General features: G+C 41.2%; 16 protein-coding genes. 13 read left to right on the top strand and 3 right to left on the bottom strand.

Annotated features, from left to right (window positions below; translation table 11 throughout):
- Nucleotides 1–223 precede the first annotated feature (223 nt).
- From rsfS to lipA, 9 genes are all read left to right on the top strand, one after another.
- On the top strand, nucleotides 224–541 hold the full coding sequence (gene rsfS, locus B6K83_RS01615) for a ribosome silencing factor (protein ID WP_085283273.1): 318 nt from the start codon (nucleotides 224–226) through the stop codon (nucleotides 539–541).
- Nucleotides 542–552: 11 nt separating this feature from the next.
- Nucleotides 553–1,023 carry a 23S rRNA (pseudouridine(1915)-N(3))-methyltransferase RlmH gene (gene rlmH, locus B6K83_RS01610; RefSeq protein WP_085282582.1) on the top strand — a complete coding sequence of 157 codons (471 nt, stop codon included), beginning with the start codon at nucleotides 553–555 and terminating at the stop codon, nucleotides 1,021–1,023.
- A gap of 3 nt (nucleotides 1,024–1,026) precedes the next feature.
- On the top strand, nucleotides 1,027–3,006 hold the full coding sequence (gene mrdA, locus B6K83_RS01605; RefSeq protein ID WP_085282580.1) for a penicillin-binding protein 2: 1,980 nt from the start codon (nucleotides 1,027–1,029) through the stop codon (nucleotides 3,004–3,006).
- A complete protein-coding gene (gene rodA, locus B6K83_RS01600; RefSeq protein ID WP_085282578.1) occupies nucleotides 3,006–4,121 on the top strand; it encodes a rod shape-determining protein RodA in 1,116 nt (371 codons plus the stop codon). The genes mrdA and rodA overlap by 1 nt, the downstream gene beginning before the upstream one ends.
- 30 nt (nucleotides 4,122–4,151) lie before the next feature.
- Nucleotides 4,152–5,036, top strand: coding sequence for a septal ring lytic transglycosylase RlpA family protein (locus tag B6K83_RS01595; RefSeq protein WP_085282575.1), 885 nt, complete (start codon nucleotides 4,152–4,154; stop codon nucleotides 5,034–5,036).
- 201 nt (nucleotides 5,037–5,237) lie between these two features.
- Nucleotides 5,238–6,425: a serine hydrolase gene (locus B6K83_RS01590; RefSeq protein WP_085282573.1), complete on the top strand. Its 1,188-nt coding sequence runs from the start codon at nucleotides 5,238–5,240 to the stop codon at nucleotides 6,423–6,425.
- A gap of 263 nt (nucleotides 6,426–6,688) precedes the next feature.
- Entirely contained in the window at nucleotides 6,689–6,952 is a 264-nt protein-coding gene (gene ybeD, locus B6K83_RS01585; RefSeq protein ID WP_085282571.1) for a DUF493 family protein YbeD, read from the top strand.
- A 70-nt stretch (nucleotides 6,953–7,022) separates the two neighbouring features.
- A complete protein-coding gene (gene lipB, locus B6K83_RS01580) occupies nucleotides 7,023–7,682 on the top strand; it encodes a lipoyl(octanoyl) transferase LipB (RefSeq protein ID WP_175474803.1) in 660 nt (219 codons plus the stop codon).
- On the top strand, nucleotides 7,672–8,640 hold the full coding sequence (lipA, locus tag B6K83_RS01575) for a lipoyl synthase (RefSeq protein ID WP_085282567.1): 969 nt from the start codon (nucleotides 7,672–7,674) through the stop codon (nucleotides 8,638–8,640). Before lipB ends, lipA begins: the two co-directional genes overlap by 11 nt.
- A 220-nt stretch (nucleotides 8,641–8,860) precedes the next feature.
- Here the strand turns inward: lipA and aroC are convergent, their stop codons facing one another.
- On the bottom strand, nucleotides 8,861–9,952 hold the full coding sequence (gene aroC, locus B6K83_RS01570) for a chorismate synthase (protein WP_085282565.1): 1,092 nt from the start codon (nucleotides 9,950–9,952) through the stop codon (nucleotides 8,861–8,863).
- A 67-nt stretch (nucleotides 9,953–10,019) separates the two neighbouring features.
- Nucleotides 10,020–10,970, bottom strand: coding sequence for a 50S ribosomal protein L3 N(5)-glutamine methyltransferase (gene prmB / locus B6K83_RS01565; protein ID WP_085282563.1), 951 nt, complete (start codon nucleotides 10,968–10,970; stop codon nucleotides 10,020–10,022).
- Between the two features lie 62 nt (nucleotides 10,971–11,032).
- Here prmB and smrB point away from each other — a divergent pair, with 62 nt between their 5' ends.
- Nucleotides 11,033–11,575 (top strand): endonuclease SmrB, encoded by a 543-nt coding sequence (gene smrB / locus B6K83_RS01560; protein WP_085282561.1) that lies wholly within the window; start codon nucleotides 11,033–11,035, stop codon nucleotides 11,573–11,575.
- A 28-nt stretch (nucleotides 11,576–11,603) separates the two neighbouring features.
- On the opposite strand, the gene sixA is transcribed toward smrB, so the two are convergent.
- The gene (gene sixA, locus B6K83_RS01555; RefSeq protein WP_085282559.1) at nucleotides 11,604–12,089 is read right to left on the bottom strand and encodes a phosphohistidine phosphatase SixA; all 486 of its coding nucleotides are present in this window, start codon (nucleotides 12,087–12,089) and stop codon (nucleotides 11,604–11,606) included.
- A 197-nt stretch (nucleotides 12,090–12,286) separates the two neighbouring features.
- Between sixA and B6K83_RS01550 the strand changes: the two genes are divergently transcribed.
- The 3 genes from B6K83_RS01550 (at nucleotide 12,287) to B6K83_RS01540 (ending at nucleotide 20,281) form a co-directional block, all read left to right on the top strand.
- Nucleotides 12,287–15,082 (top strand): insulinase family protein, encoded by a 2,796-nt coding sequence (locus tag B6K83_RS01550; RefSeq protein WP_085282557.1) that lies wholly within the window; start codon nucleotides 12,287–12,289, stop codon nucleotides 15,080–15,082.
- 219 nt (nucleotides 15,083–15,301) lie between these two features.
- Nucleotides 15,302–19,828: an EAL domain-containing protein gene (locus B6K83_RS01545; protein WP_139175485.1), complete on the top strand. Its 4,527-nt coding sequence runs from the start codon at nucleotides 15,302–15,304 to the stop codon at nucleotides 19,826–19,828.
- Nucleotides 19,829–19,972: 144 nt separating this feature from the next.
- Complete coding sequence (locus B6K83_RS01540) at nucleotides 19,973–20,281, top strand: hypothetical protein (RefSeq protein WP_085282553.1); 309 nt, start codon at nucleotides 19,973–19,975, stop codon at nucleotides 20,279–20,281.
- Nucleotides 20,282–20,372 lie beyond the last annotated feature (91 nt).

Below are 20,372 nucleotides of genomic sequence, written 5' to 3'. Positions count from 1 at the left end.
TCGCGCTTATCAATACTAAACGGCGTTCTACTGACTTGACGACATCCAAAAACACTTAGCCTTAGGTTCTTGTTGCAAACGGCGTTGTGACGGTTCGTTTGGCTTCAGACGCTGCAGAATGTTCAGCAACCATGAAAAAGCACCGATTGCTTGGCGAGATGGTTAACGGCGCAGCAAATTAATGCTATTATCGCCGATTATTATTCATTACAGAGATCCTACATTGCAAAGTTCAGACTTACTTACTTTTGTTACCGAAAAAATTGAAGACATGAAAGGCCGAGATCTTGTTACCTTAGACGTGGCAAAAAAATCAAGCTTCGCTGATTACATGCTAGTTTGCTCAGGCAATTCAAAGCGTCACGTTATATCAATTGCCCAATCACTGGTCATTGAATGCCGCGCTGCTGGTGTTGAAGCATTAGGCGTTGAAGGCAATGATATTGGCGAATGGTCTTTAGTGGATTTAGGTGACATCATCGTCCACATTATGACTGACGATACCCGCGATCAATATCAACTTGAGCAACTTTGGGAATAATATAAAAGACCATGCGCATTACCTTATATGCCGTTGGTAATAAGATGCCGTCTTGGGTGACTCAAGGGTTTAACGAATATTGTCGACGATTCCCGCGTGATATGAGTTTTCATTTAGTTGAGATCACGCCTGGAAAGCGCGGCAAAAATGCCGATATTACCCGCATTTTAGAAAAAGAAGGCGAACAAATGCTGGCGGCTATTCCTAAGGGCAACCGTATTGTGAGCTTAGAAGTTACCGGCAAACCTTGGACTACACCAGAGCTAGCTAAACAGCTTAATCGTTGGCACCTAGATAGCCGAGACGTCGCCTTACTCGTTGGTGGTCCTGAAGGACTCGCACCTGCCTGTATTCAAGCGGCAGAACAAAAATGGTCATTGTCACCTTTAACATTGCCACATCCTATGGTGCGCATTGTGGTTGCCGAAAGCCTCTATCGCGCTTGGTCGGTCAATAATAACCATCCTTACCATAGAGAATAAACCATGGCCCGGAAAAAACGCGTTGCCATTAGAGATCATAGCGCCGAAGCCAATTTATTTGCCCGCCGTGCCTTTATCACTTTCATTAGTGTTGTTGTACTGTGCTTAGTGTTATTTAGTAACATCTATGACCTTGAGGTCAACTCTTACGATAAGTATCAAACGCGTTCGAACTCCAATCGCATCAAACTGTTGCCGGTGGCGCCAAATCGCGGTCTTATTTATGATCGCAATGGTGTTTTACTTGCCGATAATACCCCTGTCTATAGTTTAGAAGTGATCCCCGAACAAGTTGACGACATTAACAAGCAACTGGCCGAAGTCAGTGCGCTTTTAGAGATCAGCCAAGAAAAACAAGATAAATTATTAAAGGCCTTAAAGAGCAAACGTCGCTTTAAGCCTATTGAGCTGTATTCACGTTTAAGTGAACAACAAGTGTCATTATTTTCCGTCAATCAGCATAAGTTTCCGGGCTTTTTTATTGATGCGCGCCTAAAGCGCTATTACCCATTTGCTGACTTAACCACGCACTCACTCGGTTATGTGGCGCGCATTAACCGCAAAGACTCTCAACAATTAGAAAAACAAGGTTTAGCAGAAAACTACGCGGCAACACGCAATATTGGCAAGTTGGGGCTAGAAAAGTATTACCAAGATATTTTGCACGGCACCATAGGTCACCAAGAAGTGGAAATAAACAACCAAGGTCGCATTATTCGTACCTTAGACTTCACGCCCCCTATTCCAGGCAAAGATCTGACCCTAACCCTAGATATTGAACTGCAAATGGTGGCTAAACGTGCGTTATCAGGTAAACGCGGTGCTGTGGTTGCTATAGATCCACGCGACGGTGGCGTATTGGCGATGTACTCAAACCCTAGCTTTGATGGCAACCTATTTGTACATGGCATTAGCAGTAAAAAATACAAAAAATTGTTAGCCCCTAGCAGCAACAAACCACTACTTAACCGAGCGGTGCAAGGCTACCCACCTGCCTCTACCATCAAGCCTTTGCTGGCTATTACCGGCCTTGAAGCCGGTTTAATCACTGCTGAAACCGAAATTTATGATCCAGGGTTTTATCAGTTGCCCGGCATAGAGACCAAACGCCGCGATTGGAAACGTTGGGGCCATGGCAAGGTCAACTTAACCAAGTCGTTAGAGCAATCTTGTAATGTTTATTATTACGACTTAGCCTACAAACTCGGTATTACGCGTATTAGCCAAATGATGGAAAAATTTGGCTTTGGTGACTATACCGGAATCGATATTCATGAAGAAAGCCGCGCCATTATGCCTAGCATAGAGTGGAAAAGAGCCCGCTATAATCAGAGCTGGTATACCGGCGAAACCTTATCGGTTGGTATTGGTCAAAGCTATTGGACAGTAACGCCACTGCAGTTAGCTCAAGCCGTATCCATTTTAGTGAACCGAGGCAAGATTAAAGTACCACACTTTTTAAAGGCCAGTAGTGAGGCTAGGTCTAGTGAAGATGCAAGCGGGGCGGCTAAAACGGTCGTCACTGAGTATGAGGTGGATGAAAAGCCCCCCATTACCCTGCAAAACCCTGAAAATTGGCAACTTGTTTTAGATGCCTTGCACAACACAGTACAAAAAGTTGGGGCTACAGGTTACAACGCCTTTAAAGGCAGTACCTATGACGCGGCGGGAAAAACAGGCTCAGCACAAACAGCGAATATTGGCCAAGACGAAAAATACGACGCGACAAAAGTACAAGAAAACCAACGAGATAACGCCATGTTTATTGCCTTTGCTCCCTTTGAAAATCCTGAAATTGTTATCGCGGTTGCCATTGAAAACGTCGCCAAAGGCGGTGGTGCTAGCAACGCAGCACCAGTTGCACGGCAAATTATGGATCAATACTTTGGTGACCGAAAAATTATCAGTAGCGATAAAAACAAGCACCCACTGCATAGTAATATATATCAACAAAACATCACCACAACCGCAGGTACACGTTAGTGCGAAATACTGGACATGATCAACAACGCCAACGTACATTATGGCAACGCTTGCATATTGACTTACCATTACTTATCGGCATTTTAACCTTGCTGACCTTAGGCCTATTTGTGGTTTACAGCGCCGGCGGACAAGACACTGCGGTATTAATACGCCATGCTAAACGGGTTGGGGTCGCGCTATTGGTTATGCTACTCGTGGCACAATTTCCTCCCTTATCCTATCGAAAATGGGCGGTACCGGTTTTTATCTTAGGCTTGTTATTATTAATTGCCGTTTTGCTGTTTGGTCATGTGGGTAAAGGTGCTCAGCGCTGGTTAGATCTTGGTATCACTAAATTTCAACCGTCTGAAATCATGAAACTTGTGGTTCCTATTATGATCGCTTGGTATGTTAGTCAGTATGACTTACCCACCAAAATATCAAGAATTATCATCGCTTTTATTTTGGTATTAATGCCAACGCTTTTGATCGCAAAACAACCCGACTTAGGCACCTCGCTATTAATCGCCAGCTCCGGTATTTTTGTTATTTTTTTGGCAGGAGCGAGCTGGAAATTGATAGGCACATGCGTAGGCATAGCTTCGGCTTTTGCCCCAGTGTTATGGATGTTTTTAATGAAACCCTATCAAAAACAGCGCGTGCTAACCTTTTTAAACCCGGAGCAAGATCCCCTCGGCGCAGGCTATCATATTATTCAATCTAAAATCGCTATTGGCTCTGGAGGTATTCATGGCAAAGGCTGGTTACAAGGTACCCAGTCACAACTTGAGTTTTTACCAGAGCGCCATACCGACTTTATTTTTGCGGTTTTTAGTGAAGAATTTGGTTTGATCGGTGTCAGCATGCTACTTACCGTTTATCTCGCCATAGTGATGCGTGGCTTATGGATTGCCGTTCATGCCCAACATGCCTTTACTAAGTTATTGGCTGGTAGTTTAACTCTCACCTTTTTTGTCTATGTTTTTGTTAACATAGGTATGGTTTCAGGCTTATTACCTGTGGTTGGCGTACCGCTACCATTAGTGAGTTATGGCGGTACATCTATGGTGACATTAATGGCCGGATTTGGCATGCTAATGGCAATAAGTACTCATAGGCGTTTCCATGTCTAGCACTGACAAGAAGTAAGATAATTGATATTTATGGCAAAGCTCAACCTTTCACTGCTGTTTTCCCTTGGCATGCTGCTGACTTTTATTAGTGCCTGCAGCACCACTTCTAGTCGTTATCAACAAAAGCATGACAGCATACCTAGCCGTTTACCTAGTGCCAGTGAGCTACATGATGCCACCCCGCGTGCCGAAGCCCCTAGTCGCGGCGGCAACAAACCTTATCAAGTATTTGGTCAACATTATCAGGTTTTAGCATCGGCAGAAAACTTCTCAGAATCAGGTATTGCTTCTTGGTACGGTAAAAAATTTCACGGTCATCTAACCTCAAACGGTGAAATTTACGATATGTACGCCATGAGTGCCGCTCACAAACACTTACCACTACCAAGTTATGTGTTGGTGACAAATAACGACAATGATCGCAGCGTTATTGTCCGAGTAAATGATCGTGGTCCATTTCATCAAAACCGCATTATTGATCTTTCCTATAGTGCTGCCTATAAGCTTGGTATGTTAAAAACCGGTACCGCCAATGTTACAATCAAAGCCATTACCGACTTTAGTGCCCAAGGGCTAGCTCAAATTCGCGAAAATAAAACCACCAAAGTCACACAACTTACGCGCGATAATGACCTGCCAACCCTCGACCAGACGACACAAGCACCTGCTCTGGCGACGCCAATTAACCACACTGAACTCGCCCCCTTTATCCAAGTATTTGCTAACTCTAGTCAAACACAAGCGGATAAACTCGCGAAACAACTCACTGCGCAATATCACATAAGCACTGAATTAGTAGAAAAAAATGGAATCTTTCGTGTGCTTATGGGTCCGATAAAACATCAAGAGCTATTAAATACGCTGTTATCTGATCTAAAACGCAACGGACATCCACAAGCCTTTGTGCGTCGATAGTTTTCGATAGGTAAAGAAAGCGCACTAGAATAGCCTGAGCGCTATCAATATCATGAGATCTTGCTATTATCGTCTGCAACAAAAACGGTTAATGGCCGATACTCACGACAAAATTGATGGCCAATAGCAATCGAAAACAAAAATGTTATACTAGTTGGCATTTTTATAATTCCCATTTAACAATTGCGCTGTAGGACAATTATGCCCCAAATTAAGGTTACCCGACTGCCGAAAAAATCTAAAAAACTTGCGACACTTTTAGGCTCAATATTATTAAGCGTTTGTTCGCTTGCTGACGCTCAAACGATTATCCCCTCAGCACCTGAAGTCAATGCCAAAGGTCATATTTTAGTCGATTACAACACTGGAAAGGTGATCGCCGAAGGCAATGCCGATATTTTACTCGCACCGGCGAGCTTAACAAAGATGATGACCAGCTACATCATAGGTAAAGAGTTGGTTAATGGTAATATCAAAAATGACGATTTAGTCAAAATTAGTGAAAAAGCCTGGGCCAAAAACTTCCCTGATTCATCAAAAATGTTTATTGAAGTCGGCACTGAAGTGTCGGTTGAGCAACTGAATCAAGGCATTATTGTTGCCTCGGGTAACGATGCCTGTGTTGCTATGGCTGAGCATATTGCTGGTAGTGAAGACGCCTTCGCCCAGATGATGAATGCCCATGCAGAGCAACTAGGTATGTACAGTAGCTTTTTTGAGAATAGCCATGGTTTAGACAGTAAAGAGCACAAAACTACTGCTCGTGATATGGCAACACTTGCAATCGCCTTAATTCGCGATGTGCCTAACGAGTACGAGCTTTATAAACAAAAATCTTTTACCTACAACAATATTAAGCAGTACAATCGCAATAGCTTATTGTGGGATAAAAGTATGAACGTCGATGGTTTAAAAACCGGTCATACTTCACAAGCAGGTTATAGCTTAGTTACATCGGCGACAAAGGGTGATATGCGCTTAGTGGCCGTTGTGATGGGAACTAACAGTGAACGCGAACGTAAAGTTGAAAGCAAAAAATTACTTAATTACGGCTTTCGCTTTTTTGAAACTTACACCCCATATAAAGCTGGCGAAAAATTTGTTAGCGATCGGGTTTGGATGGGAGATCGTAAAGAAATTGACTTAGGCATTATGGTTGATACCCCCATTACCATCCCGCGTGGGCAACGCAAAAATTTACAAGCAAACTTCGAACTAGATAAGCAACTAACCGCTCCTTTGCAAAAAGGCGAAGTAGTTGGCAAATTATTTTTACAATTAAATGGTGAAGATATTGCCCAATACCCACTCGTCACGCTGCAAGCGGTAAATGAAGGTAGCCTATTTAACAAATTGCTTGATTACATAAAGCTGCAATTTAGCAACTAAGCTAGCAATTTAACTAACGATTTCAACAAACTCAGCCAAGGCTGAGTTTGTTTTTTCTCCGCCTTAAAAATAAATTATTCAGTAAACATTGATATTAAATAATCCATCCCGCATTTATAGCCAATAAAAGCCAGCAAATTAACGCCAACTGATCACATTACTAGCAAATGGTGTTAAAATATCGCCAATTTTTCCTGCCACACAGATTAATCGCGAATATGTAGCAGGGTTTACTGGCGATTAAATCAATAAAGAGAATATAAATGAAAACTAAGTTTGATGAATTATTGGATTTTCCAACGGTTTTAAATTTTAAAGTGATGGGCATTGCTTGTGATGAACTACCCGATTTAGTGGTAGCTGAGCTACAAAAGCATACCCCAGGTGACTATGCACCGACCATTAAACCCAGCTCGAAAGGAAACTATCACTCTGTATCTGTGGCGGTCACGGTAACCAGCAAAGAACATATTGAAAAAATATATAAAACCCTAAATGCCATCGAACAAGTACGCTACGTACTTTAATAACTCGCTCGGTGTATTCTAGTTATTATTTGGATATAATACACTCGAGGCGAATTTAAAGAGATTTATATTGAAAAACACATTGATTATTCGGCAGCTAAATAACCTCGACTATGTCGAAGTTTGGCATGCTATGCAAAATTTCACCGATAATCGCAATGAACATACCGCGGACGAGCTATGGCTAGTTGAGCACCCGCCGGTATTTACCCAAGGCCAAGCGGGTAAAGATGAGCACCTACTGATGCCGGGCGATATTCCGGTTGTAAAAGTAGACCGTGGTGGACAAGTCACCTATCACGGTCCAGGTCAGCAAGTAATTTACTTTATGATTAATTTGCGGCGCAGAAAAATGGGCGTCAGAGCCCTGGTGACCTTAATTGAAAATGGTATCGTAGCTGCGCTAGCCGACTTTGGCATAACCGCTAGTGCAAAACCTGATGCACCTGGGGTTTATGTGGATAATAAAAAAATTGCCTCATTAGGCTTGCGCGTGCGCAAAGGCTGCTCATTTCATGGCTTAGCCTTAAACGTCAATATGGACTTATCACCATTTCAGCGCATTAATCCTTGCGGATATCAAGGTTTAGAAATGGTGCAAACAATCGACTTACACGGCCCAGCCAGTGTTAGTCAAGCTGGTGACTCACTGATCAAACACCTCAGTGAATTATTAAACGCCGAGCATTTATCTTATCAAACGGGATTGGACACATTACATGACCACTAAATCATCACGCATTACCCCAGGCACTAAACTTCGTGACGCTGAAAAAATGGCGCATATTCCTATCAAAGTGGTCACGTCTGAGCGCGAAACCATGCTAAGAAAACCTAATTGGCTGCGCATTAAGTTGCCGAAAAGTTCTGAGCGTATTGACAGTATCAAAGCCGCCTTGCGTAAACATGACTTGCACTCAGTGTGTGAAGAAGCGTCTTGTCCTAATTTATCAGAATGTTTCAATCACGGTACCGCAACCTTTATGATCTTAGGTGATATTTGTACCCGTCGTTGTCCGTTTTGCGATGTGGGTCATGGCCGACCATTAGCGGCCGACAAAGACGAGCCGCGCAAATTAGCCTTAACGCTAAAAGATATGAAGCTTAAATACGTAGTGATCACGTCGGTTGATCGTGACGATTTGCGCGACGGTGGTGCACAGCAGTTTGCCGACTGTATTACTGAAATCGCTGAGCATTCGCCACACACTAAAGTGGAAATCTTAGTACCCGATTTTCGCGGCCGTATGGATCGCGCGTTAGAGATTTTAAACGCCAACCCACCACACGTTTTTAACCATAACCTTGAAACTGCTCCGCGCTTATACACCAAAGCTCGTCCGGGGGCTAATTACCAATGGTCGTTAGATTTATTGAAAAAGTTTGGCGAAGCGAATCCAAACGTGCCGACTAAATCAGGCTTAATGGTTGGCTTAGGCGAAACTAACGAAGAAATTCTACAGGTTATGCGCGATTTACGCGCTCATGGCGTGACTATGCTTACTATTGGTCAATATTTACAGCCGAGTAAACACCACTTACCAGTAGAGCGCTATGTGCACCCAGACGACTTTGACATGTTCAAACGCGAAGCTGACAAAATGGGCTTTGAACATGCCGCTTGTGGGCCATTGGTACGCTCAAGTTACCATGCCGATAAACAAGCCGCGGGTGAAGAAGTCAAATAAAGCACCAGCAATAATTCGCGTCAGTTAATGTGGCTATGATTACAAGGGCCATAATACTTGCTAACGCTGAACTGCTAATAAAAAAGCTAGTCGGAAGCCGGCTAGCTTTTTTTTGTTCCCTAACAGGCTCGGCTGTCATTTAACATAAGACAAGATAATGAGCTTTGCTGTGCGCCGAATTCTACTCCAATGCAATAAAGCGCACTTTAGCTAGCTTGTCTTAGCGCTCAATGTCAGGTGTTTGGCAAGTAACATCCATATTTTGCGCACGATGCCTTAAATAATGGTCCATTAAAGTTAACGCTAACATAGCTTCGGCAATAGGCACTGCACGAATACCAACGCAAGGATCATGACGCCCCTTAGTCACGATATCAGCGGTCTGGCCTTGCAGGTCAACTGTTTTACCACTAACGCCAATACTCGATGTTGGCTTGAGGGCAATAGAAGCTACAATAGCTTGCCCTGATGAGATGCCCCCTAAAACACCACCAGCATGATTCGAGGCAAAACCGTTTGGCGTGAGTTCATCTCTGTGCTCAGAGCCTTTTTGATCCACAACGCCAAAGCCATCACCAATTTCTACTGCTTTTACTGCATTAATGCCCATCAACGCATGGGCAATATCAGCATCTAAACGGTCAAAGATTGGTTCACCTAACCCCACAGGTACATTATTCGCCACCACCATTAACTTTGCACCAACCGAGTCTTTTTCGCGCATAATGCCACGTAACAACTCATCTAACTGATCAAGCTTATTCGCATCAGGGAAGAAGAATGGATTATCTTCAACAATATCCCAATCAAATGTTTCAGCGCTCACGGCGCCAATTTGGCTAACACAGGCTTGAATTGTGATTCCAAACTTTTCTTTCAAGTATTTTTTCGCAATTGCCCCTGCCGCAACCCGCATTGCGGTCTCACGCGCAGACGAGCGGCCGCCACCACGATAGTCGCGAATGCCGTACTTTTGCCAATAGGTATAATCGGCATGCCCTGGGCGGAAGGTTTTGGCAATATCGCCATAGTCTTGTGAGCGTTGGTCGGTATTTTCAATCAGCAAACCAATGGGAGTGCCAGTGGTTTTACCTTCAAAAACTCCGGACATGATTTTCACTTGATCAGCTTCTCGACGCGCTGTGGTAAAGCGAGATTTTCCTGGTCGGCGTCGGTCTAAGTCAAGCTGCAAGTCTGCTTCACTAAGCGCCATGCCCGGTGGGCAACCATCAATAATAGCCCCTAACCCTAAACCATGGCTTTCGCCAAATGAGGTAACGGTAAATAATTTACCAAAAGTATTGCCTGACATAATAAATCTATACCCGTAAAAAATAGTGTTTTATATCGGCAATAAAATAATATTGTTGCAGATTATTTTATTGCATGAAATCTTGTTGATGCTTTACTAATTGCGCTTTCGTTAAGCGAAACACGCCATGACCGCCGTACTCAAATGTTAACCACTGAAATGGCACATTGGCAAAGGCTGCACTTAAATGCACTTGTGAGTTACCCACCTCACAAATCAGCACGCCATCATCATTCAGATGATCCGCCGCCTGCGCTAATATTTGTCTTACAATATCTAAACCGTCAACGCCACTGCCTAACCCCATTTCAGGCTCATGCAAATACTCTTGCGGTAGTGCGTCAACATCTTCTTGATCAACATAAGGGGGGTTAGTTACTATTAAATCATAACGCTGCCCTGCCACCCCAGAAAAAACATCAGATTGAATTGGAATAACTTGTGCCGATAAATCGTGGCCTTCAATATTTATTTGCGCAACATTAAGGGCATCAATAGATAGGTCAACAGCATCCACTTCCGCATCAGGGAAAGCAACCGCACAGGCTATGGCAATACAACCACTGCCGGTACATAAATCTAAAATACGTTTAGGTGTATTAGTAATTAAGCCATCAAATCGTTTATCAATTAACTCTCCTATTGGCGAACGAGGCACTAAAACACGTTCATCAACATAAAAAGGTAAACCACAAAACATAGCTTGATTAGTTAAATAAGCCGCTGGGATGCCTTCATTAATGCGCCGTTGAAACAAGTGTAAAATCGCTAAACGCTCGCTTGAGGTTAATCGGCACTGCATCAACTCAGCAACCATAGTTTGTGGTAAGGCAAGTTGGTGCATGACTAAGGTTAGGGCTTCATGCCAAGCATCACTGATGCCATGACCAAAATACAACTCTGCTTGGTTAAATTGGCTGGCACCAAAGCGTACATAATCGGCAACCGTATGTAATTGCTCACTCACCTCGGAAAAATCGATTATTGCTGCGCTCTGTTCTGGCTTATTTTCGTTCATAGTTTTGATTTTTTATTACACTTTTGCTTGTTATTGCCGGTCGATGTTTTTAGACTGCGCCAATGAAGTTTAAAGACGCACTGAACGCAGCCGAAAAAAAGTTATTTAAAGACGCCATTGGTAAGGTAAAGCCTTTGGTGCAGGACAGGGTACACCCGGCAAAAAGAACCGGCAAGCAGAAAACACAGTTCAGCAAACAAAAAGATAAAAAAGCTTTGGCTGAGTTTCACTTTTCCGATGAGTTTGAGCCCAATTTAAATCACCAAGGTCCAACCCAATATGTTCGTGAAGGGGTTGACAGTTATGCGGCAAAAAACTTGCGCCGAGGCTATTATCGCCCAGACTTAATTTTAGATTTACACGGCTTAGATCAACAGCAATCAAAACGTGAAATTGCCGCCCTACTTGCCGCCTGCGAAAAAGAACATGCACAATGTGTTTGTATCGTGCATGGTTTAGGGAGTCGCGTACTGAAAAACAAAGTCCCGCACTGGTTAGTGCAACACCCTGATGTTATGGCTTTTCACCAAGCACCTCTAGAATGGGGCGGTAACGGGGCCTTACTGGTATTAGTAGAACTAAAAGATAAGTTTAACCTAGACTAGCACCTAATTAGCAGTGATAAACACTAGCTTAGCCATTAGTGCTTATCGTTTCTGGAGACACTAAACCAACGAACGTCCCTTGCATAGATTGCAGATTATAATCTATCTGGGCAACAGCGGCCGTGGCAAAAATCGGCATGGTATTATCACTGGTTAACTGCGCGACTAAATAACTAACTAACGGCATATGCGAGACAATTAAGATACGCTGATACGACTGCTCGGCAAAAACACCATCAAGATAATCATGCACAGCTTGCGCACTATCATCTGGGGTAATTATGCTTAACGATTGTCGCTCTCCTACCCCGCTAAGCTCACTGATCACAGCATCGGCTGTTTGTTGAGCGCGCAAATACGGACTAACAAAAACACAATCAAATTGTGCTGCATTTTTTGATAACCATCGACCTGTCGCAATAGCTTCATTAACGCCTTTTGCCGTTAATGCTCTTTGCGCGTCAGTAGCAGCAGCGATTTGCGCTTGACCATGACGCATAACAAATATTTGCATAAATACCTTAAATACCACGGGTTTAATTATAAATCTTAAAAATTGCGGCTATAGTAAAGGAATTGAGATATTTTAATAGTAGCGACTAAGATTAAATTGGACTCACCTTATTCCTTAAGGTAATTTAACATGATAATAAAAATTATACGCCAATCATAGCGCTTGCTTGTGATTGGTTACATTTTGCGGAAGCGACAGTGAAAAAAAGCCCAAATGACCCTAAGCAATATCAAACACTTACGCTAGCAAATGGATTAAGAATATTGCTAGTGCATAATGCTGAATCAAATAAATCAGCCGCCGCGCTAGCGGTAAATGTTGGTCATTTTGATGATCCTATACACAGGCAAGGCCTAGCACACTTTTTAGAGCATATGCTATTTCTTGGCTCTGAAAACTACCCCGATGGTAGCGAATATCAAAAGTTTATCAGTGAGCATGGCGGTAGTAACAACGCTTGGACTGCCACAGAGCACACCTGCTTTTTCTTTGATATAGCTTCGCAACACTTTGGCAAGGCACTGGCGCGCTTTGGTGAGTTTTTCACCGCACCTCTGCTATCAGAAGAGTTTGTCAACAAAGAGCGTAAAAATATTGACGCCGAATTTAAGCTAAAACTTAAAGATGACATTCGACGTCTATATGATGTTCATAAAGAAACCATTAATCAGGCACACCCTTTTGCTAAGTTTTCCGTTGGCAGCAGTGAAACGCTAGCCGATAAAGCCGGCTATAACTTACGAAGTGAGGTTTGCCAATTCTTTCAAACACATTATCAAGCACATTTTATGACTTTAGTGCTTGAGGGACCACAGTCATTATCTGAACTAGCCCGCTTAGCCACATTACATTTTGCAGAGGTTCAATCAAACGGTATTGAAAAAGCACAAATTAACCAACCCTTATACCATGCAGAACATCAGCAAAAATGGATTTCGGTACAGTCAGTAAAAAATGACCCTCAGTTAATCATTAGCTTTGCCATGCCCAGTATAGATCACTTATACCAGCAAAAACCTGAGTCAATTTTGGCGTACCTTATTGGCCATGAAGGCCCTGGTAGTATCTTGTCACTGCTAAAAAGCAAACAGTGGGCTTTTGCTTTAACTGCAGGCTCAGGTATTAATGGCTCTAATTTTAAAGACTTTAATATTAACATTTCGCTGTCACCCGAAGGTCAACAGCATATTACCGACATTGTCACTATCGTATTTAGCTATTTAAGGCTACTGAAAAACTCTCCTATCAATGAGCAATATTATAATGAGAAAAAAGCCTTAGCTGAGCTTTCATTTACTTACCAAGAAAAGCTATCAGCACTTGACTCTGCCTGCCAGCTTGTCATCAATATGCAACACTACCCAGAGCAAGATTACATTTTTGGTGACTATATTATGCTCGGGCTAGAACAAGACACCATCGATTACTTACTGAGCTACCTAGTGGCCAGCAATGTCCGTATTATTGTTATTAATCAAGATCCACAGACTCAATCCCATAGCCATACCAGTAAATGGTATCAGGTGCCTTATTCTGTTATCGATATTGATACTGAGCAAATTAAGCAATGGCAAAACCCCGGTAAATTAACCGAGCTCACCTTACCAAAGAAAAACCCCTATATTGTTGCACAACCCGAACTAATGGCTGATAACCAAGATACCAATACGCCGCTATCAGCTCCTGAAAAAATTAGTCAACATAACGGTTTTACTGCATGGTTTAAAAACGATATCAGCTTTAACACCCCAAAAGGCTACATTTATTTATCGATTGAGGCGCCAGCCGTGATAGCAAGCGTCACTACAATTGCCATGACACGTTTGTTTACCGATATCTATAGTGATGCGGTTATCGAACAGCATTACGATGCCGAATTAGCCGGCATTCATTATCACCTATATGCACATCAAAGCGGCTTAACACTAAAACTATCAGGTATCAGCACTAAGCAAGCGCAATTATTACCGCTATTGCTCGCCAGCCTAATGAACACAAAATGTAGCCTGCAAAAGTTTGCTTTATTTAAGCAGCAGCTGCTTAATCATTGGCACAATGCGAAAAACAGTAAGTCAATATCGCAGCTTTTTGCCCATATTAGTGCAACTATGCAACCCATGAGCCCAAGTAGTGAAAGTTTAATACAGGCACTGGAACAAGTTGATCTACAACAGTTCACTAACTTTATTGCCCGCATGTTCAACAATGTATCGCTTGATATGCTTATACATGGCAATTGGACAAAACCTGCTGCTGACGATATTGTTGCCACCGTTAAACAAGTATTTAACGGCAGAATGTCAACAACCAATCAAGTAAAAATCCCCTCACTTGATACCCAAGGAAAAGGCACATTAACCATTGCTATTGAGCTACCTGCTCATGATCATGCTGCGATTCTCTATTACCCAATGCCAAGCAAAGACTTACGCACTGTAGCCCTCACCATGATAGTGAATCAGTTACTTTCACCAATTTTTTTCCAACAAATGCGCACCGAAAAGCAATATGGCTACTTGGTTGGGGTCGGTTTCATCCCCATTAATCGCTACCCTGGTATCGCATTTTATATTCAATCTCCCCATACTGACGCTGGCACCTTAAAGCAAGCAATGACTGCCTTTATTGCAGAGGCTAAACAATATGTACTTAATTTGCCTAACGAGCACTGGCAACATTTACAAGCAGGCTTGTCGGGGCAACTACAAGAAAAAGACACAAATTTGCGTATTAAAAGCCAACGTTACTGGGCGGCTATTTGTAATCAAGATACATCTTTTACGCAAAAACAAGAGTTGATCAACACCATAGAGGGCCTGAGTATTGATGAGGTCATCGCATTTATCGAGCAACACTTTAGCCCAGAAAAAGCCCATGATTGTTTAGCCTTAGTCAGTTATGAAAATAAAGCACAATTAGCCGCCATGAAAAACCAATTTAGCTATCATCATGACAGTGAAGTTTTATTAAAAAAATATCAAAGAAAATATTAATCTTGCCGATATAAAAAGAACGAGGATGCGAGTGAGCTTTGCTCATTATCTGAGACAAAATCATCAAGGATTGACTTCGCCCTTAACATCATTTGTAATGGGTGCTGCATCCTATAATAATAAAAATATCTAGCCTACCTAAGTAAGTTAAAACATTAAGGTAAAGGCTTGCTCTAAAAGGTTGAGTTAGTGCTTTTGCTTTCTTTTAAAAACAAATTAATGACAAAATTATTTTCAACCTGCGTTGCGCTGCTACTGGCAATCTTATGGTTACCTTCTAGTACCGTACTTGCCTTTGAACACCAAGTTAACCACCCGCCACTTAAGTTTGAACGTATTTCCATCGCGGAAGGGTTGTCACAAAGTTATGTTTACGACATTACCCAAGATAAACACGGCTTTATTTGGATTGCCACCCAAGATGGCCTGAACCGCTTTGATGGCAAAAATTTTGTCTATTACCGTCATGACAGCACCAATAAAGGCTCGATAGCAGATAACTTTATTCGTAAACTTTTCATAGATGATAAAGGTGTGCTTTGGGTTGGCACCAACAATGGGCTTAGCCGTTATAACGAAAGCTTAGATAACTTTGATAATTTTTACCATCAAAGCAGTGAGAGTGGCTCGTTAAAAGATAATGAAATTTGGGATATTTACCAAGATAGTCAAGGTGATATTCTCGTTTCCACAAAAGAAGGCTTACATAAATATGAGCCTGAATACAATAACTTTGCTCGTATTAGGATCCGTGGCTTTGACAACGCCTTAAAAGAAATTAAAACCATTTTCCAAGATAAAAAAGGCAATTATTGGTTAGGTACTTATGATCAAGGCATCTTTTTAACCAATAGCACCATGTCATTTGCCGTACCATTAAGCGCACAAAACAAATGGAATTTAGAGCTTAACGCCAGCGCCCTCTTCGATTTAAAGTTTATTGATAATCAATATTGGCTCGCAACGGATAACGGCCTTTATATAATTTCTCAAGATTATGAAGTTGTTAAACATTACACTGAAAATGGCGTTGATAAAACAACAAATATTTTATCAAATAAAGTGCGCTCAATAGCCCAACTTGACGACTCGACAATTTGGTTGGGTACACACAACGGTTTAAATAGCATCAATATTTTGACTGATAAAGTCACTTCCTATCAAAGTGCGCAGCATAAAAATGCACTCTCGTTTGACCTCATTTTAAAAATTCATAAGGATAGCGCAAATAAATTATGGTTAGGCACTAATGGCGGTGGTGTAAGTACTTTTAACCCTACACAACTTGCTATTACGCATGGATTATTTAATTATAACAGCACAGGTCAGGCTGTTTATGCATTTGCTGAAACACCAAGTGGAGTTACATGGTTTACTACTGATAATGGTCAACTTAATAGAATTGATAAATTAGGTAACACAGCCCAAATAAAGATAAACAACCAGACTCCTATATCACATTTATTTAGTGACAATAATAATAATTTATGGCTTAAAACAGAGCCTGGTGAGCTTTTCTATTATGATGTTATTAATAATCAATTAACTGAAAATATTGTATGGTCACAATCATCAAGTGAAATTGATTACAGTAATTTATTTTTAGTCAATGACAGTATTTGGTTTTTAGATGAAAAGAGAACCTTAGCTTCATTTGATCTTAATACCAACAGTTTAAAAAAGTATCCTCATGAAGCTTTGTTAACTTTTACGGCACTTGAAGTAGACAACGATAATTTAATTTGGCTTACATCAACAGATAAAAAGATTTTAAACTTTAACCCCAAACAAAACACCTACTCTCATGAAATTGCTCACGTCCCACCTGCATCAAGATTCGGTAACATTTCAAATTTAGCAATTTCTTCTAATTGGATTTGGTTAGGCTCTAGAGGTGAGGGGGTTCTACTAATAAACAAAAAAAACAATGAATTAATAGCTTTTAACGAGAAGTCTTCGCTATCAAATAACTTTGTCGCTGATATCGTTGTAGATAGCAATGAGTTCGCATGGATTTCCACTAATAAAGGGATCACCGTTATTGACCCTGACACTAAGCTAGTCAAGTCATTTAATCTCGATTTAAAGCTCTTTGATAATGAGTTTATTAGTGACAGTTCATTAATATCTCAAAATCAAGTCATTTACTTTGGAGGAGTAAATGGTTTCCACGCGTTTTCGCCTCAAGATTTACTGCGCATAAGTCAGAGACTATCTAAACCCGTCATTACAAATATTCTAATAGCAAACAAAGAAATTACCGTTTCAGAAGTTGTCTCCGATAAGTTCTCACTTTCTAAAGCGCCTAATAATCTTAACTTTCTGAGTTTGAAGCATAAGCAATCTCCATTTAGCATAGAGTTCATATCACCTAATGCGAAGCTCCCTAGTCTCTTAAAGTACCGCTATCGACTCATTGGTTTGGAAGAAGAATGGATAGATGCAGGTAAAAATAACTTAAGGGCCACTTATACTAACTTAAGTGCTGGTGATTATACTTTTGAAGTACAAGCCTACGACTTACAAAATCAGCAAGAAAGCGATATAAAATCACTAAATATCACTATAATGCCCCCTTGGTGGCTGTCACGCGGCGCCATATTCGTTTATAGCCTTTTTGCGCTATTACTGATTGCCTATATCTTGCAACAAATGCGTCATAAACGCTTGTATCATCTACAAATCAAACTCAGTGAAGAGCGACTAAAGCTATCATTATGGGGTAGCGGCGATGAAATGTGGGATTGGAACATCACTAAAGGAAAAATATATCGGTCAAACATTTGGGGAATTTTAGAGTTTCCACAAGATGGCAAGCGCAATGTTGGCTCTGATCAAACTAATATTCACCAACAAGATATTCCTCGCGTACGGGCAGCATTAAACCAACATTTTGAAGACAGTAGCCAGCATTTTGAAGCAACCTATAGAGTAAAAGATAAAGACGATAAATGGATCTGGGTACTTGATCGCGGAAAAATAGTTGAGCGCGATGAAAACAATAACCCTAGTCGAATGACAGGTACCTTAAAAGATATTAGCCAAATTAAACGGGCAGACGAGCGTTTAAAGCTTTTTGCCAAATGCATTGAAAACATTTCCGATGCGATTGTCATATACGATCGTCAATTTACTGTCGTTGATGTGAATAAAGCATTTCAGCGTATTACCGGTAAAAGCAAAGCGCAAATGCGCGGCACCTTACTGAAATTTGACCAATACTCTGACAGCTTCAATCAAAATGTTAAAAAACATTTGGTGACCAAAGGCAACTGGCACGGTGAAATTGAAAACATGCGTGATAATGGCGCGATTTATCTCACAGATTTAAATATAGATATCATTCGTGACGAAAACGGCAACATATCTCACTTTGTTGGCGTATTTTCCGATATTACTAAACGTAAGCAAACTGAAGCTGAACTGCGAAAGCTGGCCAACACTGACACCTTAACTGGCTTGCCTAACCGCTCTTATTTTCAAGCAAACCAAGAAAAGCTAGTTAAAAATAAAATTCAACACGCCATATTAGTGTTTGATTTAGACAACTTTAAGAAAGTCAATGACTCACTCGGTCATGAAGCGGGTGACCTATTACTGTGTAAAGTCGCACAGCGCATTCGCACCTTAGGTAGAAGCCAAGACTCAGTTTACCGCTTAGGTGGTGATGAGTTTAGTTTAATTATTGAAAATACCAACGATATTCACACCATTACCAGTATTGCCAAAGAAGTATTAGGGTCGATTGCACTCCCATTAAGAATAAAAAACCAAGAAATTGTACTCTACAGTAGTATAGGTATCGTCCTTTACCCTGAAGACGGCGCAAGCCCACAAGAGCTACTAAAAAATGGTGATACCGCTATGTACCATGCAAAACATTCCGGCGGCAATAAATACCAATTTTATAATGGCTCAATGAACAAAGCGGCTGTGAAGCGACTGCAAATTGAAAATTTAATTAGACATGGCCTTAAAGAAGACTTTTTCTCGGTTTTTTATCAACCTAAGATTGAAATTGCCACCGGAAAAATTGCCGGAATGGAAGCATTAGTACGCTTTGAGACGCCAAATAAAGGCATTATTAGCCCTGCTGTGTTTATACCCGTTTCAGAAGAAACAGGACAAATCATTGATATTGGTGAAGTGGTACTACGCAAAGCTTGTTTTGCTACCAAGAAGTGGGTTGACGCTGGCCTGTTTGAAGGACGCATTGCCGTCAACTTATCGGCTGTGCAGTTTACCCAACCGAACTTGGTTGCCATGATTGCTGACATACTTAAAGAAAGTAAGCTAGCCGCAAAGTATCTTGAGTTAGAAATAACAGAAGGTACTGTCATGGACTCCCCGCAAAAAGCCATAGAGACCATGTTACAAATTCGTGCTATGGGCATTCACTTATCCTTAGATGATTTTGGTACTGGCTATTCATCGCTTGCCTACTTGAAAAAATTTCCACTAAATACGCTTAAAATTGACAAAGCTTTTGTCGACGACATTGAAAGTTCTGAACAAGGCAGAAACATGGTCGCTACCATAGTAACCATTGCTCACAACTTAGGCATGCAAGTAGTTGCAGAAGGCGTTGAAACCAATCAACAATTAAGCTTTTTAACTGGGTTACGCTGTGAACAATTACAGGGTTACCTTTATAGTAAGCCCTTACCTGAAAAAGACTTCCAAAAATATCTACTCTCTTTCCAGATCACCAATAAATCAACAACGTTTGGCAACAGCCGACTTTAGCTCTGCCAGTGTCAGCTTTATGACACTTTAATTACCATCAAAAAACACAGTTACAGACCTTATAAAATAAGGCCTGTAACTTTTGGCATGGTTCTCGCTTATATAAGATTGAATTTTTCATAATAATACAAAAAAGGAAACACCATGCTTAGTTCAATAATTCTATCTTTAGCAATGTCAGGTACACCAGCAGTTACTAACGCCAATGAAGTTAATGTTGAGGTAGCGGGCACTAAACGCAATCAAGTACGTATTGGTACTAAACGTAATCAAGTAAGAATCAACATTCACGAACTAAATGTAGAAGAAGTTGGTACTAAGCGTAATCAAGTACGTATTGGCACTAAACGAAACCAAGTAAGAATTAATAACCAAGAATTAAATGTAGAAGAAGTTGGCACTAAACGAAATCAAGTTCGCATTGGTACGAAACGAAATCAAGTGCGCATCTAGGAGGGTTTATGATTAATTTACTTAAAGCTTTCTTTGCGACTGAAAAAGCAGAAAATGCCATTGCCGCGAGCATAGAAATTAAAGAAATGCC

Origin of the sequence: Colwellia chukchiensis, assembly GCF_002104455.1 — a bacterium.
GTDB lineage: Bacteria > Pseudomonadota > Gammaproteobacteria > Enterobacterales > Alteromonadaceae > Cognaticolwellia > Cognaticolwellia chukchiensis.
The sequence above is the reverse complement of the archived record's forward strand: the minus strand, read 5'-3'. Positions and strand labels throughout refer to the sequence as shown.